We start from the raw sequence: 26886 nt of genomic DNA, 5'->3' as shown, positions 1-26886 counted from the left end.
TTGTGACGACTCATCCCATACGTATTGGTGTCCAACTCCAACCCCAGCACGCTGACTACGCAGTCATCCGGCGCGCGGTCACCGAAGCCGAGGACCTCGGCGTCGACGTGGCGTTCAACTGGGATCACTTCTATCCGCTGTACGGCGAGCCTGAAGGTAAGCATTTCGAGTGCTGGACGATGCTTGGTGCCTGGGCCGAACAGACCAGCCGGGTCGAAATCGGCGCCCTGGTGAGCTGCAACAGCTACCGCAACCCGGAACTGTTGGCTGACATGGCCCGCACTGTCGACCATCTCAGTGACGGCCGGTTGATCTTCGGCATCGGGTCAGGCTGGTTTGAAAAGGACTACGACGAGTACGGCTACGAATTCGGCACGGCGGGCGGGCGGTTGGACGATCTCGCGGAGGCGTTGCCGCGCATCGAGAATCGTTGGGCGAAGCTGAATCCGGCTCCGACCCGCAAGATCCCGGTGCTCATCGGTGGGGGCGGCGAGAAGAAGACGCTGAAGATGGTCGCCAAGCATGCCGACATTTGGCACTCGTTCGCCGACCTGGAGACGTTCAAGCGGAAATCGGCGATCCTTGACGATTGGTGCGCCGAGGTCGGCCGCGATCCGTCCGAGATCGAGAGGTCAGTCGGCACTCCGAACGGCGATCCAGCTGTGGTGGGCGGGCCCCTGGTCGAGGCCGGTGCGACTCTGTTCACCGTCGGTATCGGCGGCCCGACCTATGACCTCAGTCAGCTGAAGCGTTGGATCGATTGGCGCGACAGCCTCTGATCTTGCGACGTTGACATACCTGCGAGGTTGTATAGCTGCGGGGTTGGTATACGTGCGGGTCGCTATCGCGGCTTCGCGGTATACCAGCCTCGCAGGTCGCTGGTAGACGAACCGCGCGCAGGTCACAGCATGCCGTCGAGCATGCCCTCGTATGGTGAGGACGCTTCGGCCCACCAGCGCCGCGGGATCCGTCCTGCCAGGTAGGCCGCTCGACCGGCCTCGGCGGCGAGCCGCATCGAACGGGCCATCAGCAGCGGTTGCGCTGCCCGGGTAACCGCCGACGCGACGAGCACGGCATCGCAGCCCAACTCCATCGCCTGTACGACATCGCTCGCTGTCCCGATGCCCGCGTCGAGCACCACCGGAACCCCCGCCTGTTCGACGATGAGTGCGATGTTGTGCGGATTGCGTATTCCTAGGCCGGACCCGATAGGCGAGCCGCCGGGCATCACCGCCGAACATCCCACCTGTTCCAGGCGTCGGGCCAGCACCGGATCGTCGTTGGTGTACGGCAGCACCACGAAGCCATCGTCAACCAGGCGTTCGCAGGCATCGAGGAGTTCGAGGCCATCAGGTAGCAAGGTGCGCTCGTCGGCGACGACTTCGACCTTGACCCAGTTGGTCTCCAGCGCCTCGCGGGCGAGCTTCGATGTGAGTACGGCCTCGGCGGCCGTGCGACAACCGGCGGTGTTCGGCAGCACTTGCACGCCGACCTCGCGCAGCACATCCAGCACGGAGCCGGACGATCCCGCATCAACGCGGCGCATGGCAACCGTCGTCAGCTCCGTACCGGACTCGACGAGAATCTGTCCCAGCCCTTCAAGGCTCGGCGCGCCGCCCGTCCCGACGATGAGGCGGGAGCCGAACGGCGTCCCGGCGATCACCAACTGATCGGGGTGGTCAGAATCTGTGCCGCTCATGATCAGCCGCCTTGCACGGCGGTGACGACGTCGATCCGGTCGCCGTCCCTCAGCGCGGTCTCGGGCCAGCTTCTGCGGGGCACGACCTCACTGTTCAGAGCTACCGCGATGCCCGTTTGCCGGTCGCTGATCTCGGTGACCAGCTCGGCGAGCGTCGTCCGCCCGTTGGTCTGTTGCGGTTGTCCGTTCACGGTGAGGCGCACTCGGTAATCCCTGCTGGCGTTGTTGTTGCGAACCGATCGGGGTGGAACGGTTTCCATTCTTCCGCAACGCTGCCACCGGCGACCAGCTGAGTCACCGCGGTGGCCGTCATCGCCGACAATAGGACTCCGTTGCGGTAGTGGCCCGAGGCGACGATCAGCCCGTCCTCGACGTATCCCAACAACGGCCCGTTGTCCGGAGTACCGGGACGCAGACCGGCGCAGGCTTCCACGAACTCGAACTCGGACGAGATCGGGACGAGTTCGTAGGCGTTGCGCAGCAGTTCGTAGACTCCGCCGGCGGTCACCGTGGTGTCGAATCCTTGATGTTCTTGAGTGGCGCCGACGACAACCTCGCCGTCGGATCGAGGCACCAGATAGATCTCGCTGCCGCGGACGATGCCTCGAACCGTGCGGGTGAGAACCGGGCCGGCGGCGGTCAACCGCGCTGGGACGTGCAGTCGGAGGATCTGTCCCTTGACTGGTTCGATCGGGCAGCCCACAAGCTTGGCGGTCATCGCGCCCGTGCAGAGCACTACCGATGACGCGTGCAGCCTTCCATGCTCGGCGGTGATGACACCGGTCACGCGGCCGCGTTCGCGGTGCAGGGCCGTTACCTGATCAGCGACAGTGCGGACGCCGGCGATTTCACCGGCCCGCTGCAGGGCGTCGAGATAGCGGCGGTTGTCGACCGACAGATCGTCGACGGCCAGGACGCCGCCGCGAACATCGGCGGCCAGATATGGCTCCAGCGCGCGAGCAGCGCGTCCGGAGAGGGCTTCACTCTTGAGCCCCAGTGCGTCCCGGAATTCGGTCAACCGGTCCAGGGCGGACCGGTCGTCCGCAGTCAGCGCGAGCGCCAGGGTGCCCTCGCGGCGCAGGCCGACAGCTTTGCCGGTGCGGGTCTCCAACGCGTCGGCAAAGCTGGCGAACTCGGCGACCGCGGCCAGATTGAGGCGCGTCAGGTTCTCTTCACCGAAAACCGCCTCGCTGATCGGAGCAAGCATGCCAGCGGCCGCCCAGCTCGATCCGCGGGCACCGCTGGCGTCGATGATCACGGTCTTGGCGCCCGAGTCGGCCATTCGGTAGGCGGCGGCCAGTCCGATGACGCCGCCGCCGACAACGATCACATCTGGCGTGTCGACGGGCACGTAAGAAGGCTAGTGCAGGCATCTCGACCGCTGCGCAGCGATTGGAAGCGGCCTCGGCGCCGTTCAGGTGGAGATGATTGGATGGACGTGTGAGCCCGATTCCGCTGCACGATGCGCGCCTCTACCTGTGCACCGATTCCCGTCGGGATCAGGGCGATCTCGGTGACTTTCTCGATGCGGTCCTGACTTCGGGGGTCGATATCGTGCAACTCCGCGAAAAGCATCTCGAGGCGGCCGACGAGCTCGACGCGTTGCAGGTGTTCGCTGATGCTTGCCGCAGGCACGGCAAGCTGCTGGCGGTCAACGATCGAGCAGATGTGGCGTTCGCCGCAGGCGCAGACATACTGCACCTGGGCCAGCGTGATCTTGCACCGACAGTGGCTCGCCAGATCGTCGGCGATGATGTGATCATCGGGCTCAGCAGTCACAGCCTCGCGGAGGCAACCGCAGCCTCAGAGCGCGATGAGGTCGACTACTACTGTCTCGGGCCGGTGTGGGCAACCCCGACCAAACCGGGTCGGCCGCATACCACCCTCGACCCCGTGCGACGGCTGGCGGCGGCTGCCCCGGTCCGGCCGTGGTTCGCCATCGGGGGGATTGACGAGACGAACCTCGATCAAGTGCTCGAAGCAGGCGCGAGACGGATCGTGGTCGTCAGGGCCATCACGTCGGCAGATGATCCTGGTGCTGCTGCTCGGCGTATCGCTGGCAAACTCGCATCGTCGAGCGCGACTGCCGCAGTGCCGGGGACGCACTGATGCACCCGGCCGCTCGTCGTTGGTTCGACACCCATACTTTTGCCGCCAGTGACTTCAGTGTGGAGAATATCCTTGCTGCGAAGGCACATACCGGATCAACCGTGAGTGTAGTGATCCCGGCCCGCAACGAGGCTGCGACGGTGGCGACCGTTGTCACGCGCATTTCTGAGGCACTCGTGGGCAACGGTGTGGTCGACGAACTCGTCGTGATCGACTCGGATTCGACGGACGACACTGCTGCCTTGGCGACAGCTGCCGGAGCCACGGTGTACGCGAGCAGCAGTATCGATACCAGCCTTTCGACCTTACCGGGTAAGGGCGAAGCATTGTGGCGCTCGTTGTTCGTGACCTCCGGCGACATTGTGGCTTTCATCGATGCCGACCTCACCGAGTGGGGCGCACACTTCGTCACCGGCTTGCTCGGACCGATGCTGCTCGATGAGAAAACGCTTTTGGTAAAGGGCTTTTATGATCGGCTGTTCGATTCCGGGTCGGACGCCATCGGGGTCGGAGCTGTCGACGCCGGCGATACGGCAGCTCCGCAGGGAGGTCGAGTCACCGAACTAGTTGCCCGCCCGCTCATCAACCTGCACTGGCCTGTGCTGGCCGGTGTTGTGCAGCCACTCGCTGGCGAATGGGCCATTCGTCGCAGCCTCGCAGAGTCACTGCCGTTTCCGGTGGGGTATGGAATCGAGTTCGCGACCTTGGTCGACACGATGTGGGGGCACGGGTTGGACGCAGTTGCCCAGGTCGACCTCGGCCGCCGCGGGCACAGCCATCAGAACGTCCACGATCTCGGCGTGATGGCGACGGAGATTTTGTCGACCGCGACCAGACGAATGAACCGTCCACCGCCACCAGCACCGGTTGGGCCCAGCCCGGTGTCGGCTGAGCTGTTTCAGTACGACCGTGACACCCCGGGATTCTGGCGGGCCCGACCAGTTCCACTGGCAGAACGACCACCGGCCAGCAGGCTTGAGAGCTACCGGTCAAGGCGAGGTGCGTGATGCTCAAGCTGGGCGAGCACTCCTATGCAGACGATGCCTTGCTGATTATGGCGATTGTCAACCGCACCCCCGATTCGTTCTATGACCGTGGGGCGACGTACGGCTTTGACCAGGCACTCGAACGGGTCGCACTCGTTGTCGAGCAAGGTGCCGAGATCGTCGACATCGGCGGGGTAAAGGCCGCTCCCGGCGATGAGGTCGATGCCGAGGAGGAGATTCGTCGGACGGTCGACTTTGTGGCTGCCGTCCGTGAGCGTTATCCAGCGCTCGTGATTTCTGTCGATACCTGGCGCCATGAGGTGGGTCGAGCCGTCTGCGAAGCCGGCGCCGATCTGCTGAACGACGCGTGGGGCGGTCATGATCCGAAGCTCGCCGAGGTTGCGGCCGAATTCGATGTGGCCTTGGTCTGCACGCATGCCGGCGGTGTCGTTCCGCGCACTCGTCCGCATCGCATCGCCTACCCCGACGTGATGGCCGACATTCTGATGCGGACGGTCACGCTGGCCGAGCGTGCGGAATCCCTCGGCGTCGACCGATCGAGAATCATGATTGATCCCGGGCACGATTTTGGTAAGAACACCTGGCATTCGCTTGAGGCGACTCGGAGGCTGACTGAGATGGTCGAAACGGGCTGGCCGGTTCTGGTCTCCCTTTCGAACAAGGACTTTGTCGGTGAAGCGCTTGACCTCCCGCTCGATCAGAGGTTGTTGGGCACGCTGTCGGCGACTGCAGTTTGCGCTTGGCAAGGAGCGAGTGTGTTCCGTGCGCATAACATCGCCGAGACCAGGCAGGTGCTTGACATGGTGGCTGCGATCCGGGGTACGAATCCACCAAAGCGTGCAGTCAGGGGCTTAGCGTGAGCGAGGAGCGGATCGAGCGAACTGGGGTTCCCGCGTGATCGTCTCGGCGGCCTCGGTGCCGAACCCACCGATGCTCTTCCCTGGAATGACGGGCGGCCTAGTGGCGGAGGTGGAGGAGCTACGTCACGCCTGCCTGACCGCGATAAGTCGGATGCTTGCTGCTGGCCCCGAGCTTGTGGTGATCGTGGGCGCAGCGCGGCCTGGCGAGTTCGGCAACCCGTTGAGTGTCACGGTCGGCCAGACCTTACTTAATACGGCTGGCTGTGCTCTCGTTGTCGAACCGATCATCATCCCGATAGCTGCTGGATCATCGGACTGCAACTCTGCGGGACGGGGTATCGCCAGCCGCCCAGAACGGATCGGCCTGCTGGTCATGGCCGACGGCTCGGCGCGCAGGGGCCTCAAAGCACCTGGATATTTGGACGAGCGCGCCGCAGGATTCGATAGCGCGCTCACCGGGGCGCTGGAGTTATGTGACTGGGCGAGCGTCGCCGCGACTGACCTGCAGCTCGCCGAAGATCTGTTAGCCGCCGGGGTGCAAGCTTGGCAGGTGATGGCGGGCGCACTGGCCGAGACATCGGCAACCTCCGGCAACCAGCCCGCCGTTGCCAGTCACTATCAGAACGATCCCTTCGGCGTCTGGTACCCGGTACTCAGCTATCAGTTCTCATAGCTAAAGGATTATCCATAGACGCCGATGCCCGATCACGCTCAGCGTGATCGGGCATCATCGCATCAACGGCTCGGCAGCAGAGCGCGCCGAGCGACAGATGTCTTGGGTCAGACGTCCTTGAGCTTGTCTTTGATGAATTCTTCGGCCTTCTCGACCTGGTCGTCGTGGCCGATCTTGTCCTTGGCGAGGTCCGAAGCCTTCTCAACACCGTCTTCGACCTTGTCCTTGTGCCCGTGAACGAGGTCCATAGCCTTGTCCTTGAGACCGTCGAGGTCCATCTATGCCTCCGTATGTGTTAGTCGTAGTCGACTGCTTGTATGGCCTTCCAAGCTCGAGCGTAGCCCCCAACGTGGCGTGCGTCAGCGGAATGAGGCAACTCATCGATGCCTAGTTCGACCAGGCGTGACTGTACAAATAGCTGAGCCCCAGGCCCTAGAGACCCGCCAGGTTGCGCAAGAATGACAGCTAGAGCTGTACAGGTTGCCCAACGTCTCAATGCGGCCCATGCTGCCGATATCAAGGCACCGGTGGCCCGCCACCGAGCACAAGGGTGGCCCGCCACCGAGCACAAGGGTGGCCCGCCACCGAGCACAAGGGTGGCCCGCCACTGAGCACAAGGGTGGCCCGCCACTGAGCACGAACGGTTTGACCCGGTTTACCGCACCTGGAGGCAAGACGATGGCCAACACGATGGAAACCCACACACTCAGCGACTCGCCGGCCCGTCACGTCTCGCTGACTCCGGAGGAGCGCGCCGCGGACCTGAGCCTGGCCCAACTCCAGCAGCTGATCGGGCTGATCGGCTATGACGAATCTACCGATCCATTTCCCGTCACAGGGTGGGATGCTGTCGTCTTCGTGGTCGGCAACGCGACGCAAACCGCGCAGTTCTATCAAGCCGCCTTCGGCATGCAACTTGTTGCCTACTCCGGGCCTGAGACCGGAAACCGAGACCACAAGTCCTTCGTCCTGACCAGTGGAGCCTGCCGCTTCGTGATCTCAGGCGGTGTTGCTCCCGACAGCCCCCTTCTTGAACATCACCGCGAACATGGCGATGGGGTCGTCGATATAGCCCTTGAGGTGCCGGACGTGGACAAATGCATCGCGCATGCCCGGGCGACCGGCGCGACGATCTTGGACGAGCCACACGATGTCAGCGACGAACACGGGACGGTACGAATGGCGGCCCTCGCGGCCTATGGCGACACCCGCCATACGCTGGTAGATCGTTCCCGCTACCGCGGCACGTACCTGCCCGGCTATGTCGCGAGAAGCTCGAGCCTCGTGCGTCCGCAGGGCTCGCCGAAGCGAATCTTTCAGGCCCTCGACCACGTGGTCGGCAACGTGGAGCTGGGCAAGATGGACGAATGGGTTGGCTTCTACAACCAGGTGATGGGCTTTGTGAACATGGCCGAGTTCGTCGGCGACGATATCGCGACGGACTACTCGGCCCTGATGAGCAAGGTCGTTGCCAACGGCAATCATCGAGTCAAGTTTCCCTTGAACGAGCCGGCAATAGCCAAGAAGCGCAGCCAGATCGACGAATTCCTGGAGTTCTACCGCGGGCCCGGCGTGCAGCACCTCGCTCTTGCCACGAACGACATACTCGCCTCCGTCGACGCCATGAGAGCAGCTGGCGTGGAATTTCTGGCCACGCCCGACTCCTATTACGAAGACGCGGAATTGCGGTCCCGCATCGGCGAGGTCCGGGTGCCGGTCGCAGAGTTGCAGAAGCGGGGCATTCTGGTTGACCGCGACGAGGACGGCTACCTGCTGCAGATTTTCACGAAGCCAATCGGCGATCGTCCCACCGTCTTCTTCGAGATGATCGAACGGCACGGTTCACTGGGCTTCGGCAAAGGCAATTTCAAAGCGCTGTTCGAAGCGATCGAACGCGAGCAGGACCAGCGCGGCAACCTCTGACGGGTCGGCGACACCGCGCCCCGGCGTGAGATGGTGGATCGATGGCACTGAGCAGAGAGCTGGACGCGCTGGATGTGGCGATCTTGTCGACGCTGAAATCTGCTCCCCGGGCCGGCTATCTCGAGCTCTCACGGATGTTGCAGGTATCGCGCGCAACTGTCCAAGCGCGCCTGGAACGCTTGGAGCAGGACGGCGTGGTGACCGGCTACGGCCCCGACATCGATCTTGCCCGCGCTGGTTACCCGGTGCTGGCGTTCGCAACCCTGGAGATCGCGCAGGGTCGGTTGGACGAGGTCACCGCGGCGATGGCCGCCATCCCGTCCGTGGTCGAGGCTTACGCGACGACCGGCCCCGGCGACGTTCACTGCAGGTTGGCCGCGGAATCTCATGAAGATCTACAGCGCGTTCTCATCGAGGTCTCACAGATACCCGGCGTCGCGCGATCTACGTCGGTGGTCGCTCTGACTCGGCTGGTCGAACATCGCCCGGTCGAGTTGCTGGAGGCGGCTGACGTGAAGCCTGCTACCCGCTCGGGACTTCGTTAGAGATCCACTTGAACCAGGGCGGTCCTCCTGTCTTGTGAGCTGTCGCACCGCCGTAACCTAGAGATACTTCACGGCGAACTGCCAGCGTTTGAGAATCCTGCGATCGGAGGCGTACCGATGACCTCGCCGAACTCGTCGACCGATGTCGGTGAGCGCCGCGAGTCGAGCGCCCCATATTGGACGATCTGGTTGGTGGCCTTCGCAATCGTTCTGGCCCTCGTCCTGGCAGTCGTCAGGTTCTTGTCGTTGCCCGGGGACTCCTCGGGGCACGAGATGGTCGGCATGCAACACGACGGCTCCGCGGGTGCGCTCCTGCGGTTGGGGTCTGCCGGGGTCAGCAGCCCGCTCCTCGGTTGGGCGTTGGTGACCCGGTGGCAACTGGACTCGATCGCGGTTGCCTTCGTCGTGCTGCTCGGCGCGGCGTACCTCACCGGATTGGTGAAAGTTCGCCGAAGCCAACCGTGGCCCGTCGGCCGGACGGTGTCTTTCTTCGCCGGTCTCGGTATCTGCATCTATGCGACCTGTGGTGGCCCGGGCGTGTACGACATGGCGCTCTTCTCAGCCCACATGATCGGCCATTTGGCGTTCGTGATGGTGGCGCCGGCCCTGTTGATGACTGGGCGACCGATCGAACTCGCGTTGCAGGCCAGCACACCCAGCCGACGCGACTGGCTTCTGTCGGTACTGCACGGCCGCGTCTGGACGGTGTTTACAGCACCGCCGGTCGCGTTGGCCAGCTACGCGGTGGTGATCGTCGGCAGTCACCTGACCGGCCTGATGGACACGATCATGAGCAACCCCTGGGCCGGTCAGATCGAGCATCTGGTCTATCTCATCATCGGGTGTCAATTCTTCCTGTTGGTCCTCGGAGACACGCCTGGCCGCTGGCAGCTATCGACGCCGGCGCGGTGGTTGATGCTCGCCCTGTCGATGGCCGTCGACACGTTTGTCGGCGTCGTCATCATGATGTCCAACACGCCGGTTTCGATGACCGTTGTCAACGGACTGACGGTTAATCCGCTGGCAGATACGCACACCGGCGGATCGATCATGTGGTTCGGCGGCGACGGCATCATGGCGGCGATCATGATCATCATGGTGCTCGGCTGGTTGAACGATCCGGCGCGGCAGCGGCGCGACAATTCAGGCTGGATCGAGCAGGCCCGCCGAGTGACCTTCGCCGAGCGCACCGGGATGGACGCGGCGCACACCTCTGAGGTCGCCGACGACCTGACGTTCGACGACGAGGACGCCAGGTTGACCGCCTACAACGCGTGGCTGACCAAGATCAATTCAGAGCCGTGACGCGATTTAGAACGTGAAGTACTGCCCGCGCCGGTGAACGAGCGGTTGACGATCTTCGCCGAATGACGTGTGCTCGATTTGTAACGACACTGCCAGACCCCATCCGAGCTCGATCGGGGGGTTCGGCACCAACGTGCAGCCGGCCCATGCGGTCGAATCGGCCAGCGCTGGGCCCCACGCGGTCTCCGTCCATTCCGAGAGTGTGAACGGACCACCGGGGGCCGGTGCGGTATAGCCGAAGGCATCCGCAAGCTGGCGCTGCGGCCAAGCCAGCAGGTTCACCACCGCGTTGCCCGTGCGCCGAAGCTCGTCCCACAACTCAGAAAGCGGATCGATCACCCCGAGGATGTAGCCGGGTTCGCCGTCCGCGATGAGCATGGACGACACGGTCAAACCTGCTCGCTGCCCGTCCGATCCCGAGGTCCATAAGGTCACTGGCGACGGCAGCCGACCGCGTAACCGGCGGACTGGACTGCGTTCGGCCTCAGGCGGCCTGAACGGGTGATCGTTGTGGATGCTCACCCAGCCATTGTGGCCTGAAGCGATCAGCGGCGGCCGCGAAGGCCGGTCACTACGTTGCTCCGACGGAGGTGGGAACCGGGATCCGCTGCGGCGATTCGGTATCGACCAACTCATAACGGGGATTGGCCAACGCAAGGTGACCCTTGTATTCGCCCACCCGCCCGGTAGCGCGGATGACGGCACCGGGGACGACGCCGGGAATGTGCGTCCTTCCGAAGAACAGCAGGCGAACGCCGCCCGTGCTGTCGAACACCTGCGCTTCCAGGGTCTTTCCCGCTGTCGTACCGACCTGAAGCACCTTGACACGACCCTGGATCGTGACCAGTTGTTTCCACTGCGCTGAACCGATCGGCGTGATGCCGCCCGCGTCCACTTCAGCCAGCGGTGGTTCGGAAGCTGCCGTCGTGCGATGGTCGGCGAGAGCGTGGCCGGTTGGCTGCGCGTCCTCGGACTCGTCGATCAGGGCTGGGTCCTTGGCCGCTTGACGCTGCTGATCGCCGATGCGGCGTTCGAGCGCGTCCGACAGGGTGGTGTCGAACGGAACGATGGTTGCGGCGACATGGGGGATTCTGCTGACTGCATAGGCAATCTTGTCGGCGGTGCGATCGTGCAACAGCCGTTGAGAGACGCGCCTGAAGGACCGTCGGGGGAGCAACACCGTAACTTCGGCCTGCTCCTGGATCACGGTGCGTAAGGCGACCTTCGAGGCACCGCGCACCAGTCGTCGATCAGGACACTCGACCAGGTCAAGGGGCACTCGGTCTCCGAGGCCTCGCTCGATCCAGTCCTGTTGCAGCAGCATCGCTTCTTCAGAGTCAACCATCAGATGAATGGCCCGGATGTCGGTCGGACGCAGGCTGCCGGCGTACCGAAGAGCGCGGATGACCGCCAGGTCAAGTCGATCGACCAGAACCAGCACGACGTGCCGGGGATAGTGGCCGCCGATAGCCGCGACGCCCACCCCGTCTTTCTTCGCCTTCTCCTTGCCCGCCTGCGGAGCCTGTGCGGTGATGACGTTGAGGGCTCGGGCCTCGGCACGGTACTGGGTGTTGAGCCGCATCAAGGTAAGCCAGCCGAGCGGGAACAGCAGCACCACCAGCCAGGCACCTTCGGTGAACTTGACGACCGCAAAGATCAGGACGATCAGCAGCGATACCAGCCCGCCGGAGAAATTGATCGCCAACTTGCGACGCCAACCAGGCTCGCGTTGCCGATGGTGATAACGCGCCATCCCGAAACCTGCCATCGTGAACCCGGTGAACACCCCTATCGCATAGAAGGGAACGAGCTTGTCGACGTGCGCGCCGACCACGGCCAGCAGCGCTACTGCGATGGCGGTCAGGACGATGATGCCGTTGCTGAAGGCCAGCCGGTGCCCACGGCGAGTCAACTGTCTCGGCAAGAACGAGTCCTCGGCGATGAAACTGGCGAGAAACGGGAACCCGGTGAATGGCGTATTGGCGCCGGTGATCAGGATCAGCGCAGTGGCGATCTGGACGATCACCCAGGCCGAGTGGCCGTACCAGGCATCCCCGAAAGCCGCCTGAGTGACCTGGCTGATCACGGTCGGACTTCCATGGACATAGGGCGTCGCGTGGGTCTCGAAGGCCAGATAGCTGATACCGAGGACGAGCGTGCCGAGCAGGACGCTCATGATCGACAGGGTGTGCCGGGCATTACGGCCTGCCGGGCTCTTGAAGGCGCTCACCCCGTTGGAGATCGCCTCCAGCCCGGTCAGCGAGGAGCCGCCATTGGCGAACGCCTTGAGCAGTACGAAGATGGCGGCCGCGGAGAAGATGGTATGGCCCTTGTCCGTCACCGAGATCTGTCCGGGCAGGTTGACGGCGTAGCGCGGCAGGTCGCCGAAGATCTCCCGAACGATGCCCACGATGACCACTGCACCCGCAGAGGCTACGAAGAAGTACGTCGGAAAGGCGAAAGCCTTGCCTGCCTCTCGAATGCCTCGAAGGTTGCCGTACGCCAGAAGCAGGACAACGCCGATGGCAATGGGCTTTGCCGAAGGCTCGAGCGCGGGCACCAGAGAGGTGATCGCGGCCGTGCCGGCCGCCGCCTGGACCGCAACGGTCACGATGTAGTCGATCAGCAGGGCGACCGAGGCGATCTGGGCAATCTTCGGCCCGAAATTCTCGCGCGCGACGACGTAGGAGCCTCCCGCCCGGGTGTAGACCATGACGACTTCCCGATAGGACAGCGTCATCAGGATCAACACGCCTAGGACGACCGCCGTCATCGGCAGCAGGATGTGGAACCCGGTGAGTCCGAAGACCGCGAGCAACGCGATCAGCATCTCTTCGGTGCCGTAGGCCGATGAGGAGATGCAGTCCGAGGAGAGGACGCCGAGTGCCGCCTTCTTGGAAAGCTTCTCGTCGTGGAGCTGCGCGGTGACCAGCGGCGGGCCGAGCAATGCCCGCTTCAGCCGGTAGCCGACCCGTTCCGGAAGGTGCGATGAGAGTGCTTCGGCTTGCCCGGAGGACATGAGGGACATAGCGCGGGACATCTGCTGCCTTCTGTCAATGGATCCGGGCCGGAATCACCGTGACAGTGGGGGACAGCTCAGCTGTCGGGCGACCGTTTGACGCTAGGCCGCGTACCTGGGGACGGACTCAAATCAGGCGACCTCCTCGCGTCGATCGGCCATTCGCTCACGTTTTCCTCACGCCTCACCCCGAATCGTGTAACGCTCGGCACCCATGGGGTGCCGAGCGTTACACGATTCGGGGAATTTGGGGGGTTAGACGACGCTGAAGGTGGCCTTCAGGTCCGCGGCAGAGCTGTTACCGACGTACACCTCGATCTGGCCGGTCTCAACCAGGAACTTGGCCTGGTTGTCATAGAACCCGACGTCATCGGTGCTGATGGTGAAGGTGAGCGTCTTCGTCTGACCAGCGCTGAGCGTGACCCTGCTGAAGCCGCGCAGTCTGCGGACCGGCTGGGCGATGCTCGCGACCGGATCGTGGATGTAGAGCTGCACGACCTCGTCGCCCGCGACGCCACCGGTATTGCGGACATCGGCCTTCACGACGATCCGACCACCGCGGTGACTCAACCGGGTTGAACTCAGCCGCAGGTTGCTGATGGTGAACGTTGTGTAGCTGAGCCCGAAGCCGAAGTCGTAAAGCGGGCCGAGTGGCAGGTCGAGGTACTTCGACGTGTACTTGTTGTTCGGATCTCCGGGCCGACCGGTGTTCTGGTGGTTGTAGTAGATCGGGATCTGGCCGACGGCGCGCGGGAACGAAACAGGTAACTTGCCGCCAGGGTTGACCTTGCCGAACAGAATGTCTGCCACCGAGTTGCCGGCTTCGACACCAGGGGCCCAGGCCTCGAGAATGGCGGTCGCGGTGTCATGGGTCGATTGCAGGGTCAGCGGGCGTCCATTGAACAGCACCACCGCTACCGGCTTCTTCGTGGCGACGATTGCCGCGAGCAGCCCTTCCTGCACGCCGGGCAGATCGATGTTGCTCCTGGCGGAGGCCTCACCGCTCATGGCGGCGCTCTCTCCGAGAGCCAGGACGACCACGTCGGCCGCGTTGGCGGCGGCCACAGCCGCGGCGAATCCGCTGGTATCGGTGGATTCAATGTCGCAGCCGAGCGCGTAGCTGACGGTCGCACCGGCAGCCTTGATGCCATCGACGACGGTTACCGGTGGTGTCGTACCCGCCCCCGTGCCGAGGCCTGACCATGTTCCGTTCAGGTCGAAAGTCGCCGCGGCGAGCGGTCCGATCACAGCGACCTTGGCATTTTTCGCCAGCGGTAGCAGCGAATTGTCATTCTTCAGCAACACCATCGAACGGCTGCCAACGGCGCGAGCCTGGGCGCGGGCCGCGGGTGAAACCGCGGTGACCTCGCCAGCGGCGTCAACGTAGGGATTCTCGAACAGGCCGAGCGAGAACTTGATCCGAAGAATGCGGCGAACGGCATCGTCGATCTCAGCTTGCTTGATGCGCCCCTGTGAAAGCAGCTGCACAGCGTTGTCGACATAGTTCGTCGACACCATCTCCATATCCACGCCCGCATTGATTCCGAGCGCGGCGGCATCGGCGCCATTGCCCGCGACACCGTGCATGATCAGTTCCTGGATGCCCGTGTAATCGCTGACGACGAATCCGTTGAAGTCGTAGGCACCTTTGAGAATCTGTCGCACCGTGTACTGGTTCGCGTGCGCTGGGACGCCTGCGACCGTGTTGAACGAGGTCATCAGGGTGGCGACGCCGGCTTCGACCGCGGCCTTGAATGGCGGCAGGTAGTGGTTGTGCAACTCTTGGATCGAGACGTCAACAGTGTTGTAGTCGCGACCACCTTCCGCCCCGCCATAGGCGACGTAGTGTTTCGCGCAGGCAGCCAGCTTGTCGTTCGCCGAGTAGTCCTTGCCTTGATAGCCGTTGACCTTGGCTACGGCCATTTGGCTTGCCAGATAAGGGTCTTCTCCGTCGCCTTCAGCGATCCGGCCCCAGCGTGGCTCGTGTGTCACGTCCATCATCGGCGAGTAGGTCCAGGTGATGCCGCTGCGGCGTGCTTCGGCTGCTGACACGACCGCATCGGTCGTGGCGACAGCAGGGTCGAAGCTCGATGCCTGCCCCAGTGGGATCGGGAAGTTCGTGGTGTAGCCGTGGATGACGTCCAGTCCGAAGATGAGCGGGATACCCAACCGCGTGCTCTCGACGGCGAGCTTTTGCAATGCGTTCAGTTTGGCTGCGCCAACTACAGAAAACACTCCGCCGCACGGGGTGGTCGACGCGAGCGATTGTTTGGCCAAGTCTTCGGTATTGATCAGCTGCAGCTGGCCGAGTTTCTCAGCAAGGCTCATCCGCTTGAGCAATTGCGATACCCGCTGCTCAACCTTCGAATTCTTCGAACTGGTGTTGGCTACCTTGGCAGCCGTGTTTTTGTTTGTCGGGGCTTGGGTTGCCGGTGTCGCGCCAGCCGCTGGCGCATGCAGCAAACCTGCCGAATAGGCGGTACCGAGAACAGCCGTGCCGCCAAGCCCAGCAAGGGCATTCCGGCGTGAAATCGAGCGATCGGTCATCATTGACTCCTGATCGGTGGAGGCCGTGCCTGCGTTTTTGAGGGCTGGCATCCCACGCTGAACCTGCCACCGGGGCAGTAAAGGACCAGTAACGGAAATGTAAATAGAGCTCGACCAGCGGGCGGCAGGCACCTGATCTCACCGCTTAGCCATCCTCCGGTCGAGCCCGTCGACTGCCTACGCCGGCGGCCGCCAAGTCGGTATAAATCGGGCACCTAGTGCCACCGGCGCACGGCTGCACAGCAGAGGCTTACACTGCAGGACGGAGCTCGTGAAAGTTTTCACGAGCTGTGAGATGTCACGATGTAAGCGAGAACCGACGCCAGATTTGCCGTAAGGAGGTCCTCCCACATGACAGCAGTAGCTGACAACGCAGTCGCGGGGTCGACCGCTGCGGCGCCCGGCATGGTTCCAGAGGACGCGAAGTACGACGCCGACGTCATCGTGATCGGCGCCGGGCCGTCCGGGTCGGCCGCCGCATACTGGCTGGCGACCGCAGGTCTCGACGTCCTGCTCCTGGAGAAGACCACCTTTCCACGCGAGAAGGTGTGCGGTGACGGTCTGACGCCACGCGGAACGCGCGCGCTGGTCGACATGGGGATTGACGTCAGCACCGAAGCCGGTTGGCTGCACAACAAGGGCCTGCGGGTAGTCGGCGGCGGCCTGCGGCTCGAGCTCGACTGGCCGGAACTCTCGTCCTTCCCCAACTACGGACTCGTGCGCCCGCGGGCAGATCTCGACCACCTCCTGGTCCGACAGGCCGTCAAGGCAGGCGCCCGGCTGCACGAGCAAACGAGCGTGACCGGGCCGGTGATCAACCGCCAGGGCCGAGTCGTCGGGGTGCAAGCCACGTCCCGATCGGCAGCGAGCAAGACCGACAAGACCGAAATCACGTACCGGGCCCCGATTGTGCTGGCCTGCGATGGTGTCTCCGGCCGGTTTGCACTGTCTCTCGGCTATCAGCGCAACGACAAGCGGCCGATGGGCGTAGCGGTGCGCCGCTATTACAACAGCCCCCGCACCAACGATGACTATCTGGAATCCTGGCTCGAACTGTGGGATGGACCGCCTGGCGCAGATGAGGCAAAGCTGCTGCCCGGTTACGGCTGGATCTTCGGCATGGGAGACGGCACCTCGAACGTCGGCCTCGGCGTCCTGAACTCCAGCGCCGGCTTTCAGAAGACGAACTACCGGGAGCTGCTCACTCGCTGGCTCGACAACACCCCCGAAGAATGGGGCTTTCGCGAAGAAAATGCCATTGGCACCACTCAGGGTGCGGGTTTGCCGATGGGATTCAATCGCACGCCGCACTACGAGAACGGCGTGCTGCTCGTCGGAGACACCGGCGGCTCGGTCAACCCCTTCAACGGCGAGGGCATCCCGTACGCGATGGAGTCGGGCAAGTTCGCGGCCGAAGCCGTCGTCCAGGCGCTCGCCCGGCCGGAAGGTCCGTCCCGCGAACGTGCTCTCGGCGGTTATCCACTCGCGATGGCGGCTGAATGGGGGGCCTACTACCGGCTCGGCGGTGTATTCGTGAAATTGATCGGAAACCCCGCAGTGATGCGGGCCTGCACGCGGCACGGCCTACCTCACCCGCGCCTCATGAAATTCGTCCTGAAATTACTTGCAAATTTGAGCGATCCGCATGACGGCGACGCGAGCGACCGGATCATCACCGCATTGACCAAGATCACGCCAGCGCTCAGGTAAACGAGACCACATGTCCATTACTGCGAGTAAGGCAAGCCTAAGAACCGTGAGAACTACGGCGCCGACTAGCCTGACGGAGGCTCATCAGAGGCGTTCATCAGTACGTGGATAAATGCCGTGAAGGTATGTCAGGCCTGAGCCAGCGAATACCGTCCGGCGATCGTCAGCAACGGCGGTTTCGGACGAACGAGTGAACGAAGAAGGGAAGCAGGGGCACCATGCTTGCGCCGTATCTGCCAATCGTGATCCTGTTCGCTCTCGCGTTCGGTTTCGCCGCTTTCTCGGCAATCATCGCGACGATTACGGGCCCGAAGCGCTACAACAAGGCAAAGCTCGACTTCTACGAGTGCGGCATCGAGCCGGCACCTATGACCTCTGGGCCTAACCGCTTCCCGATCAAGTACTTCCTCACGGCGATGCTTTTCATCGTCTTCGACATCGAAATCATCTTCTTGTATCCGTATGCAGTGGCAAACCGGGTGCTCGGCCTGTTCGGGCTGGTTGAGATCTTCTTCTTCATTGGCACCGTCTTCATTGCCTACGCCTACGTATGGCGTCGCGGCGGACTGGACTGGGACTAAATCGTGAGCTGCGACTGCGCTTGTTACACCCCCGAGAGATTGGCCCGCTGACATGGGTTTAGAAGAGAAACTCCCTGACGGCATTCTGCTGGCGAGCGTTGAGAGCCTGGTCAACTGGACCCGAAAATCTTCGTTGTGGCCAGTGACATTCGGGCTCGCCTGCTGCGCGATCGAGATGATGACGTTCGGCGCGCCCAGATTCGACTCGGCCCGCTTCGGCATGGAGGTCTTCCGGCCGTCCCCTCGCCAATCCGACCTGATGATCGTCGCCGGCCGGGTCAGCCAGAAGATGGCTCCCGTCGTCCGGCAGATCTATGACCAGATGGCTGAGCCGCGTTGGGTCATCGCGATGGGTGTCTGCGCATCTTCGGGCGGCATGTTCAACAACTACGCGATCGTTCAGGGCGTCGACCACATCATCCCGGTCGACATGTACCTACCCGGTTGCCCACCGCGGCCCGAGATGCTGATCGACGCCATCCTGAAGTTGCACCACAAGATCCAGAACGAGCCGTTGGGCCCCAAGCGGGCGGCGAAGTTGGCTGGCCAGAAAGTGGAGCTCGTCCCGTCCAGCCAGAAGTTCGCAAAGGTGCGCCACAGCGCCGAGGGTGCGGACGGAGCAGGCGCATGACCAGCCCGGAAGACCGTGAAACAGAGCTCGCCAAGATCGAAGGAGCGCTGCCGGCCAGCCAGGAGCGTCCCGGCATGTTCGGTGTCACCGGTGCTGGTGACACCTCGGGGTTTTCGGGCTTGCAGCGCCAGCCCTGGGTCGAGCTACCGGCAGAGCGCCCGTACGGCGGTTACTTCGACGAGGTCGTGGACTCCCTGCAGGCGGTCTACCCGGACTTCGCCGAGGGAGTGCTGAAGGTCGTCGTCGATCGCGGCGAACTGACGTTGCACGTCAAGCGCGAGCATCTGCTCGGCATCGCGCAGACGCTCCGTGACGACGAGACGCTGCGCTTCGAGCTGTTGTCCTCGGTTTCCGGCGTCGACTACCTCGTACGCGAGGGCAAGGACGGCGAACGCCTGCATTCGGTCTATCACCTGACATCGATGACCTACCGGCGGCGTATTCGCCTCGAAGTCAGCGTGACTGACGTCGATCCGCACATTCCATCGGTCGTAGCGATCTATCCGACCGCCGACTGGCAAGAGCGCGAGACCTGGGACATGTTCGGGATCGTGTACGACGGGCACCCGTCGTTGACCCGGATTCTGATGCCCGACGACTGGGACGGGCACCCGCAGCGCAAGGACTATGCGCTCGGTGGCGTCGACGTCGAGTACAAGGACGGTGCGAGCATCCCTGCGCCGGATGAAAGGCGGGTCTACCGATGACCGAAACCCCGACGGATCCCTTCACCGATAGTTACGCGGAGTCTCGCAACACCACTGAAGGCAAGGTCTACAACGTCTCGGGCGGCGACTGGGACGACGTCTTCGGCAGCGATCCGTTGCACGAGGAACGGCTCGTCATCAACATGGGCCCGCAGCACCCATCTACCCACGGCGTGTTGCGTCTCGTACTCGAGATCGAGGGTGAGTCGGTCACCGACGCGCGACTGGTCGTTGGTTACCTGCACACCGGGATCGAGAAGACCACCGAGTTCCGGACCTGGACCCAAGGCACCACACTGGTAACGCGATGTGACTATCTGGCCCCGATCTTCAACGAGACCGTCTTCTGCATGGGCGTTGAAAAGCTGCTCGGGACCGTAGTGCCACCGCGTGCCGAGTTGATCCGGGTGCTGATGATGGAGATCAATCGGATCTCCTCGCACTGGGTATGGCTGGCCACCGGTGGCATGGAGCTCGGCGCCCTCACCGCGATGACGAACGGATTCCGCGCTCGCGAGCGTTGCCTAGACATCCTCGAAATGATCACTGGCCTGCGCATGAACCACGCATACGTGCGACCGGGCGGAGTCGCGCAGGATCTGCCGGACGGCGCCATCGGCAAGATCCGCGACTGGATCAAGGAGATGGACAAAGAAATCGCCGGTGTCGACAGGTTGCTGCGCGGCCAGCCGATCTGGGTCAACCGTTTGAAGGGCGTTGGCTGGATCGGTGTCGAAGGCTGCCTGGCACTGGGGTTGACCGGCCCGATGCTGCGAGCCGCCGGCCTCCCTTGGGACATGCGCAAGACCGAGCCCTACCTGGGTTATGAAACCTATGACTTCGATGTCCCCACCGACGATGCCGGCGACTGCTGGAGCCGCTTCGTGGTCAAGGTTGCTGAGATGCGTGAGAGTTTGCGAATCATCCAGCAGGTCTTGCCCCGTATAGAGGACACTCCTGGACGCGTGATGGTGGACGATCCGAAGATCGCCTGGCCGGCACAACTCTCGATCGGCCCCGATGGCATGGGCAACTCGCCGGCCCACGTAAACAAGATCATGAACTCGTCGATGGAGTCCCTGATCCACCACTTCAAGCTGGTGACAGAAGGCTTCCGGGTTCCGCCCGGTCAGGTCTACACCGCTGTCGAGAGCCCGCGAGGCGAACTCGGTGCGCACGTCGTTTCCGATGGCGGCACGCGGCCCTATCGAGTGCACCTGCGCGAGCCATCCTTCATCAACCTGCAGGCGACCGCGGCAATGGCGATCGGTGGGCAGATCGCGGACGTGATCGCATCCGTCGCCTCGCTCGACCCCGTCATGGGTGGGTGCGACCGATGAGATCGAATGCCGTAGCTGTGACAGCCGGCGCGAAGAGGAACGGGCACGTCAATGGCTAACTCTCGATTGACCCTCATCGACATCGAACGGCCCGGCAACCCGGACGTTTTCGCTGCCGATGTACGGGCCTCGGCTCACGAGATCATTGCGCGCTACCCGGCCGGGCAATCCCGATCGGCGCTACTGCCGATGTTGCATCTCGTACAGTCCGAACAGGGTTACGTGAGCGCGGACGGCATCGCGTTCTGTGCCGATGTCCTCGAGATCACGAAGGCGCAGGTTTCGGCGGTCGCGACGTTCTACACGATGTACAAGCGCAAGCCAACGGGTGAATACCTCGTGAGCGTATGCACGAACACCCTGTGCGGACTGCTCGGCGGCGACGAGATCTACCAGACGCTGTCTGAGCTTTTGGGTGTCGGAATGAACGAGACCACCGCGGACGGCGCTATCACCTTGGAGCACGCCGAGTGTCTGGCCGCGTGTGATTACGCGCCGGTCGTCACGGTCAACTACGAATTCTTCGACAACCAGACCAACGAATCGGCGACGGCGCTGGTGACGCAGCTGCGCGGCGGTCATCGACCGTTGCCGAGCCGCGGTGCGCCGCTGTGCAGCTTCAAAGAAATCTCCCGACAGATCGCGGGCTTTGTCGACACCCGACCGGAATCGACGCTTGCGACTGCCACCGGCGTGCCGACCGAAGCGGGCGTGCGGCTGGCGCAGCAGCGGGGGGAGCAGGCGCCGGGTTACCCCGTTGACCACCACCGAGCGGCGGAAGCCACCGCCACCGGTGCTGCTACCGACACCGCATCCGCAACTGGGGCCGGCGAGTCAGCGCAGCCGACCAGTGCCCACGACGCACCGCTCACCACCTCGGCCAGTGATCCCGAATCCAGCGACGTCTCGCCAGCAGCCCCGCCGGAGCAGGGCGATCGCTCCGGGAAGGACAACTAGCCATGCCTTTGACTCCAGTACTCACGAAGCGGTTCGGGACGAACGCGCCGTGGCTGATCGACAACTACCTTGGCCTCGATGGCTACACCGGCTTGAAGAAGGCCGTCGGCATGCAGCCGGATGACATCATCGCCATGGTGAAGGAATCCAACCTTCGCGGCCGCGGTGGTGCGGGTTTCCCGACCGGCATGAAATGGCAATTCATCCCGCAGGCCGATGGCAAACCGCACTACGTCGTGATCAATGCCGACGAAGGCGAGCCCGGTACCTGCCGCGACCTGCCGCTCATGATGAACGACCCGCATTCGATGATCGAAGGCATCATCATCGCCTGCTACGCGGTGCGGGCCAATCACGCCTTCATCTACATCCGAGGCGAGGCCGTGCATGCCATCCGTCGGGTCACGCAGGCGGTGAATGAGGCCTACGCCAAAGGTTTTCTGGGTGACGACGTGCTCGGCACCGGCCAACGTTTCGACATCACCGTGCACGGCGGCGCCGGCGCCTACATCTGTGGCGAAGAGACGGCGTTACTGGATTCGCTCGAAGGCAAGCGCGGACAGCCTCGCCTGAAGCCGCCGTTTCCGGCTACAAACGGCGTGTACGACGCCCCGACCGTGGTCAACAATGTGGGCACGCTGTGTTCGGTGCCGTACATCGTGCTCGGGGGCGCCGCCTGGCACAAAGAGATGGGCCCGGAAAACTCGCCCGGTACGTCGATCTTCTCCTTGTCCGGACGGGTCAAAAACCCAGGTCAGTACGAAGCGCCGATGGGTACCACGCTTCGCGAACTGCTCGAGATGGCCGGCGGAATGAGCCGCGGCAAGGAACTCAAGTTCTGGACCCCGGGCGGCGCGTCGTGCCCCCTGTTCACCAGGGAGCACCTCGACGTGCCGTTGGACTTCGACGCGGTGGCCAAAGCAGGTTCGATCAACGGCACGTCTGCGGTCATGATCTTCGACGAGGACGACAGCGTGGTTCAGGCCGTGCTGAAGTGGACGCAGTTCTACGAGCATGAATCCTGCGGTAAGTGCACTCCATGCCGTGAGGGAACGTACTGGACAGCGCAGGTTCTCGAACGAATCTGGCACGGCGAGGGCACAGCCGAGGACATCGAGACCCTTCTGGACGTGAGCGACAACATGCTCGGTCGGGCGTTCTGCGCGCTTGGTGACGGGGCGACCAGCTGTGTCACGTCCTCGATCCAGTACTTCCGAGGCGAATACGAAGCACTGATCAAGAAGAACGCATCCGCAGCCTCACCTGTACTGACCGGAGCATCCGCATGACCGTTGCCGCTGGAAATGCGCCTGAGAAGACGCAGCAGCAAGAGGATCTGATCACCGTCACGATCGACGGGTTCGAGATCTCGGTGCCCAAGGGAACTCTGCTGATCCGCGCGGCCGAGCAACTTGGCATCCAGATCCCGCGGTTCTGTGATCACCCGCTGCTCGACCCCGCCGGCGCCTGTCGTCAGTGCCTCGTCGAAGTGACCGACATGGGTAACGGCAGGGGTATGCCCAAGCCCGCCGCGTCCTGCACCACCACGGTCATGCCGGGCATGGTCATCAAGACTCAACTCAGCTCGCCGGTGGCCGACAAAGCCCAGCAAGGCGTGATGGAGTTGCTCTTGATCAACCATCCGCTGGATTGCCCGATCTGTGACAAGGGTGGCGAGTGCCCATTGCAGAACCAGGCGATGAGCAACGGTCGGGCAGAGACCCGCTTCCACGATCACAAGCGAACCTTCCCGAAGCCGATCGCCGTGTCCAGCCAGGTCTTGCTGGACCGCGAGCGGTGCGTGCTCTGCCAGCGATGCACCCGCTTCTCCGAGCAGATCGCCGGGGATCCTTTCATCGACCTGCTCGAGCGTGGTGCCATGCAGCAGATCGGTACCGCCTCCGACACGCCTTTCCAGTCGTACTTCTCAGGTAACACGGTGCAAATCTGCCCGGTGGGCGCCTTGACCGGCGCGTCCTACCGCTTCCGCGCGCGGCCGTTCGACCTGATGTCCACGCCGAGTGTTTGTGAGCACTGCTCATCGGGCTGCGCGCAACGAACCGACTGGCGTCGCGGCAAGATCACGCGTCGCCTAGCCGGCGAAGATGCCGAGGTCAACGAAGAGTGGAACTGCGACAAGGGGCGATGGGCGTTCCACTATGCGACGCAGTCCGATCGGCTGCTGAACCCGATGGTGCGCAATGCTGCGGGTGACCTGGTCGAGGTGTCCTGGCCCGAGGCGCTCGAAGCCGCCGCACTCGGTCTGGCGTCGGCTCGAGACGCCGGTGGCGTCGCCGTGTTGCCGGGCGGCCGGTTGACCGAAGAGGATGCCTACGCATATTCGAAGTTCGCGCGGTTGGCCCTGCTGACCAACGACATCGACTACCGCGCACGCCCGAACTCGGTTGAGGAGTTGTCGTTCCTCGCCGCCGCCGTCGCGGGGGTTTCGCCAGAATCCGGCGGGATCACCTTCGCCGATCTGGAGAAGCCAGGCACCGTGCTGCTGGTCGGTCTCGAACCTGAAGAGGAGTCGCCGATCGTGTTCTTGCGGCTGCGCAAAGGTACGCGCAGCGGCAAGACCAAGGTTCACTCGATTGCGGCCGTGGCTTCGCGTGGCCTGATCAAGCTCGAGGGAAAGCTGATTCCAACGACGCCCGGCTCGGAAGCTGACGCGCTCGCGAACCTGGACGTCAGTCTCGCCGATGGGCTCGCTGGCGGCATCATCCTGGTGGGGGAGCGGCTGGCCAGCGCCCCGCGCGCGCTCACCGAGGTGCTCGCCCTGGCCGAACGAACGGGAGCCCGGATCGGATGGGTGCCGCGTCGTGCGGGTGAGCGTGGTGCGGTCGATGTCGGAGCCCTGCCGACCCTGTTGCCAGGCGCGCGCCCGGTGAACGACGATGCGGCACGCGTCGAAGTCGAGCGGGTCTGGAACGGCAGCATTCCGACTACGGCTGGCCGCGATCTCGCGGGCATTTTGGCAGCCGCGTCAGCGGAAGAGAACCCGCTCGGCGGTTTGCTGATCGGCGGCGTCGAGATCGACGATCTACCTGATTCGGCAGCGGCGATTTTCGCGTTGTCCAATGTCGGATTCGTCGTGAGCCTGGAGCTACGACGCTCGGCAGTGACCGAGTACGCCGATGTCGTACTGCCGGTGGCCGCGGCCGCCGAGAAGGCCGGCCGATTTGTGACGTGGGAAGGGCGGCGCCGTCCGTTCGATCTGACCCTGACCAATTCGGGCCAGATGGCTGACGGGCGGGTACTGCACGCCCTCGCCGACGAGCTTGACGTCGATCTGGCGCTTCCGACACACGAAGCGGCCCGGGCTGAGTTGGCTGCTCTCGGCGTAACCGCGACTCGGCTGTCACACCAGCCACCGCCGCGCGGTGCAGCGACACCGGCCGGTGCTCCGAAATCTGCAAATTCTCTGGTGCTGGCGACCTGGCATGAGTTGATCGATGGCGGCTCGCTGTCTGACGGCGATGACAATCTCGCCGGCACTGCCAAGCCGCTACGCGTGATGCTGTCCAAGCGAACCGCGACCGACCTTGGCGTTGCCGAGGGCGATCAGGTGACCGTCTCGAGCGAACTTGGCTCGCTGAAGGCGCCGGCCCTCATCGCAGATGCTCCCGACGGCGTCGTCTGGCTGCCGACGAACCACCGTGACGGCTCGGTCCGTGGGGTCCTTGGTGTTGCGCATGCTGATCTCGTCACCGTGACCGGAGGTGCCTGATTATGTTTGCCTCGCTGAGTGCGTCGTCGGCGCTGCTGGCTGAGCCATCGGACTCGAATGCAACGCTGAACACGTTCGGGCACGACCCGATCTGGCTCGTCCTGCTGAAGGTGCTGGCCGTCTTCGTCTTCCTCGTCGTGATGACGCTGTTCTCGATCGTGTTCGAGCGCAAGGTCGTCGGCCGGATGCAGAATCGAATCGGACCGAACCGCACGGGTCCGTGGGGCATCCTCCAGTCGCTAGCCGATGGCGTGAAGCTTGCCTTCAAAGAAGAAATCATTCCGGCCCTGGCCGACAAACCCGTTTACTGGATCGCGCCGATCGCCTCGGTCGTGCCGGCATTCCTGGCCTTCTCCGTCATCCCGTTCGGACCAGAGGTCTCGATCTTTCACCATCAGACCAATCTGCAGTTGACCGATCTGCCAGTCGGCGTGCTGGTGATCTTCGCCTGCTCATCGCTGGGTGTGTACGGAATCGTGCTGGCGGGCTGGGCGTCCGGCTCGACCTACCCGCTGCTCGGTGGCCTGCGCTCGGCTGCTCAGATGATCTCCTACGAGGTCGCCATGGGCCTGTCGATGGTGGCGGTGTTCATGTTCGCGGGCTCGATGTCCACCTCGGAAATCGTTGCGTCCCAAGACCATCTGTGGAATGGGATCCCGCTGTTCGTCTCATTCATCATTTACGCGATTTCGATGGTCGGTGAGACGAACCGGGCGCCGTTCGACCTTCCCGAGGCCGAATCCGAGCTGGTCGGCGGCTTCCATACCGAGTACTCGTCGATGAAGTTCGCGCTGTTCTTTCTGGCCGAATACATCAACATGGTGACAGTGTCTGCCCTGGCTACCACCCTGTTCCTCGGCGGCTGGCACGCACCGTTCGGTCTGGTCTCGATCTGGAGCGGCGCGAATTCCGGCTGGTGGCCAGTCCTCTGGTTCACGATCAAGGTCGTCATCCTGATCTTCGGATTCGTCTGGCTGCGCGGCACGCTGCCGCGGTTGCGCTACGACCAGTTCATGCACTTCGGCTGGAAGGTCCTCATCCCGGTCAACCTGGTGTGGATTCTCGCGATCACGACCGTGCGGGTGCTGCGTGACCGGTGGGGTTCAGGTACGAGTCAAACCTTGAAGATCATGGCGATCGTATTGATACCGATCTTGATCGGCTTGGCGATCTACACGCTCGTCGACCTCAGACGCCAGACTCGACTCGACGCTGAAGAGGCGGCAGAAGAAGAGGCCGAAGCGCTGCGCCCGTTCACGTTCCCCATCCCGCCGATGGATCTGAAGGTGCCTGCCTCGCCGCGCCTGGTCAATGCTGGCGTGACCACCGTGTCGGTCACAGCTGGCGGCTCGTCATTCGAATCTGATATCGGCACCGATGACAGTCCTACCAATGGAGGACGGCCCAATGGCTGAAACACCCCCGGCCGATAAGAGCCCCGGGCAACCGGCCGAGTCGGCAGCAATGCCGACCGGCGCCGGCGTCCCGGCGACGACGGAGAACTCGGTTCCGGCCGTAGTCGCAAACAACCCAGCGCCGGTCG

General features: G+C 63.5%; 24 protein-coding genes. 17 read left to right on the top strand and 7 right to left on the bottom strand.

Going from position 1 to position 26886, the window contains the following annotated elements; all coding sequences use genetic code 11:
• Positions 1-2: 2 nt before the first annotated feature.
• Complete coding sequence (locus ACSMXN_RS20030; RefSeq protein ID WP_027139759.1) at positions 3-779, top strand: LLM class F420-dependent oxidoreductase; 777 nt, start codon at positions 3-5, stop codon at positions 777-779.
• Between the two features lie 122 nt (positions 780-901).
• Here ACSMXN_RS20030 and thiG read toward each other — a convergent pair whose 3' ends face one another.
• From thiG to thiO, 3 genes are read right to left on the bottom strand one after another with little or no spacing between them, the layout of a single operon-like run.
• Complete coding sequence (gene thiG / locus ACSMXN_RS20025) at positions 902-1699, bottom strand: thiazole synthase (RefSeq protein ID WP_022914619.1); 798 nt, start codon at positions 1697-1699, stop codon at positions 902-904.
• 2 nt (positions 1700-1701) lie between these two features.
• Positions 1702-1902, bottom strand: coding sequence for a sulfur carrier protein ThiS (gene thiS, locus ACSMXN_RS20020; RefSeq protein ID WP_022914620.1), 201 nt, complete (start codon positions 1900-1902; stop codon positions 1702-1704).
• Entirely contained in the window at positions 1887-3050 is a 1164-nt protein-coding gene (gene thiO, locus ACSMXN_RS20015; RefSeq protein ID WP_022914621.1) for a glycine oxidase ThiO, read from the bottom strand. Before thiO ends, thiS begins: the two co-directional genes overlap by 16 nt.
• An 89-nt stretch (positions 3051-3139) precedes the next feature.
• Between thiO and thiE the strand changes: the two genes are divergently transcribed.
• The 4 genes from thiE to ACSMXN_RS19995 are packed head-to-tail and all read left to right on the top strand — an operon-like array spanning position 3140 to position 6348.
• Entirely contained in the window at positions 3140-3808 is a 669-nt protein-coding gene (gene thiE / locus ACSMXN_RS20010; RefSeq protein WP_022914622.1) for a thiamine phosphate synthase, read from the top strand.
• Positions 3808-4815 (top strand): glucosyl-3-phosphoglycerate synthase, encoded by a 1008-nt coding sequence (locus tag ACSMXN_RS20005; protein WP_022914623.1) that lies wholly within the window; start codon positions 3808-3810, stop codon positions 4813-4815. The genes thiE and ACSMXN_RS20005 overlap by 1 nt, the downstream gene beginning before the upstream one ends.
• Positions 4815-5675, top strand: a complete 861-nt coding sequence (gene folP / locus ACSMXN_RS20000; RefSeq protein WP_022914624.1) for a dihydropteroate synthase — start codon at positions 4815-4817, stop codon at positions 5673-5675. The genes ACSMXN_RS20005 and folP overlap by 1 nt, the downstream gene beginning before the upstream one ends.
• Positions 5676-5709: 34 nt before the next feature.
• Positions 5710-6348: a hypothetical protein gene (locus ACSMXN_RS19995; RefSeq protein WP_022914625.1), complete on the top strand. Its 639-nt coding sequence runs from the start codon at positions 5710-5712 to the stop codon at positions 6346-6348.
• Positions 6349-6455: 107 nt separating this feature from the next.
• Here the strand turns inward: ACSMXN_RS19995 and ACSMXN_RS19990 are convergent, their stop codons facing one another.
• Positions 6456-6626: an antitoxin gene (locus ACSMXN_RS19990; protein WP_022914626.1), complete on the bottom strand. Its 171-nt coding sequence runs from the start codon at positions 6624-6626 to the stop codon at positions 6456-6458.
• A gap of 412 nt (positions 6627-7038) precedes the next feature.
• Here ACSMXN_RS19990 and hppD point away from each other — a divergent pair, with 412 nt between their 5' ends.
• The 3 genes from hppD (at position 7039) to ACSMXN_RS19975 (ending at position 10121) form a co-directional block, all read left to right on the top strand.
• A complete protein-coding gene (gene hppD, locus ACSMXN_RS19985) occupies positions 7039-8271 on the top strand; it encodes a 4-hydroxyphenylpyruvate dioxygenase (RefSeq protein WP_051148985.1) in 1233 nt (410 codons plus the stop codon).
• A 41-nt stretch (positions 8272-8312) separates the two neighbouring features.
• Positions 8313-8816 (top strand): Lrp/AsnC family transcriptional regulator, encoded by a 504-nt coding sequence (locus tag ACSMXN_RS19980; RefSeq protein WP_022914628.1) that lies wholly within the window; start codon positions 8313-8315, stop codon positions 8814-8816.
• A 117-nt stretch (positions 8817-8933) separates the two neighbouring features.
• A complete protein-coding gene (locus tag ACSMXN_RS19975; RefSeq protein WP_022914629.1) occupies positions 8934-10121 on the top strand; it encodes a cytochrome c oxidase assembly protein in 1188 nt (395 codons plus the stop codon).
• A gap of 6 nt (positions 10122-10127) precedes the next feature.
• Here ACSMXN_RS19975 and ACSMXN_RS19970 read toward each other — a convergent pair whose 3' ends face one another.
• The 3 genes from ACSMXN_RS19970 to bglX form a co-directional block, all read right to left on the bottom strand.
• Complete coding sequence (locus ACSMXN_RS19970; RefSeq protein WP_022914630.1) at positions 10128-10643, bottom strand: flavin reductase family protein; 516 nt, start codon at positions 10641-10643, stop codon at positions 10128-10130.
• A 49-nt stretch (positions 10644-10692) separates the two neighbouring features.
• The gene (locus tag ACSMXN_RS19965; protein ID WP_051148982.1) at positions 10693-13161 is read right to left on the bottom strand and encodes an amino acid permease; all 2469 of its coding nucleotides are present in this window, start codon (positions 13159-13161) and stop codon (positions 10693-10695) included.
• 234 nt (positions 13162-13395) lie between these two features.
• The gene (gene bglX / locus ACSMXN_RS19960) at positions 13396-15687 is read right to left on the bottom strand and encodes a beta-glucosidase BglX (RefSeq protein ID WP_196811385.1); all 2292 of its coding nucleotides are present in this window, start codon (positions 15685-15687) and stop codon (positions 13396-13398) included.
• Positions 15688-16092: 405 nt separating this feature from the next.
• On the opposite strand from bglX, the gene ACSMXN_RS19955 reads away from it, so the two are divergent.
• From ACSMXN_RS19955 to nuoH, 9 genes are all read left to right on the top strand, one after another.
• Positions 16093-17397, top strand: coding sequence for a geranylgeranyl reductase family protein (locus tag ACSMXN_RS19955; RefSeq protein WP_027139763.1), 1305 nt, complete (start codon positions 16093-16095; stop codon positions 17395-17397).
• 218 nt (positions 17398-17615) lie between these two features.
• Complete coding sequence (locus ACSMXN_RS19950) at positions 17616-17978, top strand: NADH-quinone oxidoreductase subunit A (protein WP_022914634.1); 363 nt, start codon at positions 17616-17618, stop codon at positions 17976-17978.
• A 52-nt stretch (positions 17979-18030) separates the two neighbouring features.
• A complete protein-coding gene (locus ACSMXN_RS19945) occupies positions 18031-18609 on the top strand; it encodes a NuoB/complex I 20 kDa subunit family protein (protein WP_022914635.1) in 579 nt (192 codons plus the stop codon).
• Positions 18606-19316, top strand: coding sequence for an NADH-quinone oxidoreductase subunit C (locus ACSMXN_RS19940; protein ID WP_022914636.1), 711 nt, complete (start codon positions 18606-18608; stop codon positions 19314-19316). The genes ACSMXN_RS19945 and ACSMXN_RS19940 overlap by 4 nt, the downstream gene beginning before the upstream one ends.
• Positions 19313-20656 (top strand): NADH-quinone oxidoreductase subunit D, encoded by a 1344-nt coding sequence (locus ACSMXN_RS19935; RefSeq protein WP_022914637.1) that lies wholly within the window; start codon positions 19313-19315, stop codon positions 20654-20656. Before ACSMXN_RS19940 ends, ACSMXN_RS19935 begins: the two co-directional genes overlap by 4 nt.
• Before the next feature lie 51 nt (positions 20657-20707).
• A complete protein-coding gene (gene nuoE / locus ACSMXN_RS19930) occupies positions 20708-21613 on the top strand; it encodes an NADH-quinone oxidoreductase subunit NuoE (RefSeq protein ID WP_051148983.1) in 906 nt (301 codons plus the stop codon).
• A gap of 2 nt (positions 21614-21615) precedes the next feature.
• The gene (nuoF, locus tag ACSMXN_RS19925) at positions 21616-22902 is read left to right on the top strand and encodes an NADH-quinone oxidoreductase subunit NuoF (RefSeq protein ID WP_027139765.1); all 1287 of its coding nucleotides are present in this window, start codon (positions 21616-21618) and stop codon (positions 22900-22902) included.
• Positions 22899-25343, top strand: coding sequence for an NADH-quinone oxidoreductase subunit G (locus ACSMXN_RS19920; protein ID WP_022914638.1), 2445 nt, complete (start codon positions 22899-22901; stop codon positions 25341-25343). Before nuoF ends, ACSMXN_RS19920 begins: the two co-directional genes overlap by 4 nt.
• Positions 25344-25345: 2 nt before the next feature.
• Positions 25346-26758, top strand: coding sequence for an NADH-quinone oxidoreductase subunit NuoH (gene nuoH, locus ACSMXN_RS19915; RefSeq protein ID WP_022914639.1), 1413 nt, complete (start codon positions 25346-25348; stop codon positions 26756-26758).
• The last annotated feature ends 128 nt before the right edge of the window (positions 26759-26886 follow it).

The organism is Parajatrophihabitans canadensis (assembly GCF_053764775.1).
The sequence above is the reverse complement of the archived record's forward strand: the minus strand, read 5'-3'. Positions and strand labels throughout refer to the sequence as shown.

Coding starts and splice junctions, on each gene's coding strand:
- thiG (WP_022914619.1), bottom strand. CDS start 1,699: ATGAGCGGCACAGATTCTGACCACCCCGATCAGTTGGTGATCGCCGGG.
- ACSMXN_RS20005 (WP_022914623.1), top strand. CDS start 3,808: ATGCACCCGGCCGCTCGTCGTTGGTTCGACACCCATACTTTTGCCGCC.
- folP (WP_022914624.1), top strand. CDS start 4,815: ATGCTCAAGCTGGGCGAGCACTCCTATGCAGACGATGCCTTGCTGATT.
- ACSMXN_RS19990 (WP_022914626.1), bottom strand. CDS start 6,626: ATGGACCTCGACGGTCTCAAGGACAAGGCTATGGACCTCGTTCACGGG.
- hppD (WP_051148985.1), top strand. CDS start 7,039: ATGGAAACCCACACACTCAGCGACTCGCCGGCCCGTCACGTCTCGCTG.
- ACSMXN_RS19980 (WP_022914628.1), top strand. CDS start 8,313: ATGGCACTGAGCAGAGAGCTGGACGCGCTGGATGTGGCGATCTTGTCG.
- ACSMXN_RS19975 (WP_022914629.1), top strand. CDS start 8,934: ATGACCTCGCCGAACTCGTCGACCGATGTCGGTGAGCGCCGCGAGTCG.
- ACSMXN_RS19965 (WP_051148982.1), bottom strand. CDS start 13,161: ATGTCCCGCGCTATGTCCCTCATGTCCTCCGGGCAAGCCGAAGCACTC.
- bglX (WP_196811385.1), bottom strand. CDS start 15,687: ATGACCGATCGCTCGATTTCACGCCGGAATGCCCTTGCTGGGCTTGGC.
- ACSMXN_RS19955 (WP_027139763.1), top strand. CDS start 16,093: ATGGTTCCAGAGGACGCGAAGTACGACGCCGACGTCATCGTGATCGGC.
- ACSMXN_RS19950 (WP_022914634.1), top strand. CDS start 17,616: ATGCTTGCGCCGTATCTGCCAATCGTGATCCTGTTCGCTCTCGCGTTC.
- ACSMXN_RS19945 (WP_022914635.1), top strand. CDS start 18,031: ATGGGTTTAGAAGAGAAACTCCCTGACGGCATTCTGCTGGCGAGCGTT.
- ACSMXN_RS19940 (WP_022914636.1), top strand. CDS start 18,606: ATGACCAGCCCGGAAGACCGTGAAACAGAGCTCGCCAAGATCGAAGGA.
- ACSMXN_RS19935 (WP_022914637.1), top strand. CDS start 19,313: ATGACCGAAACCCCGACGGATCCCTTCACCGATAGTTACGCGGAGTCT.
- nuoE (WP_051148983.1), top strand. CDS start 20,708: ATGGCTAACTCTCGATTGACCCTCATCGACATCGAACGGCCCGGCAAC.
- nuoF (WP_027139765.1), top strand. CDS start 21,616: ATGCCTTTGACTCCAGTACTCACGAAGCGGTTCGGGACGAACGCGCCG.
- ACSMXN_RS19920 (WP_022914638.1), top strand. CDS start 22,899: ATGACCGTTGCCGCTGGAAATGCGCCTGAGAAGACGCAGCAGCAAGAG.
- nuoH (WP_022914639.1), top strand. CDS start 25,346: ATGTTTGCCTCGCTGAGTGCGTCGTCGGCGCTGCTGGCTGAGCCATCG.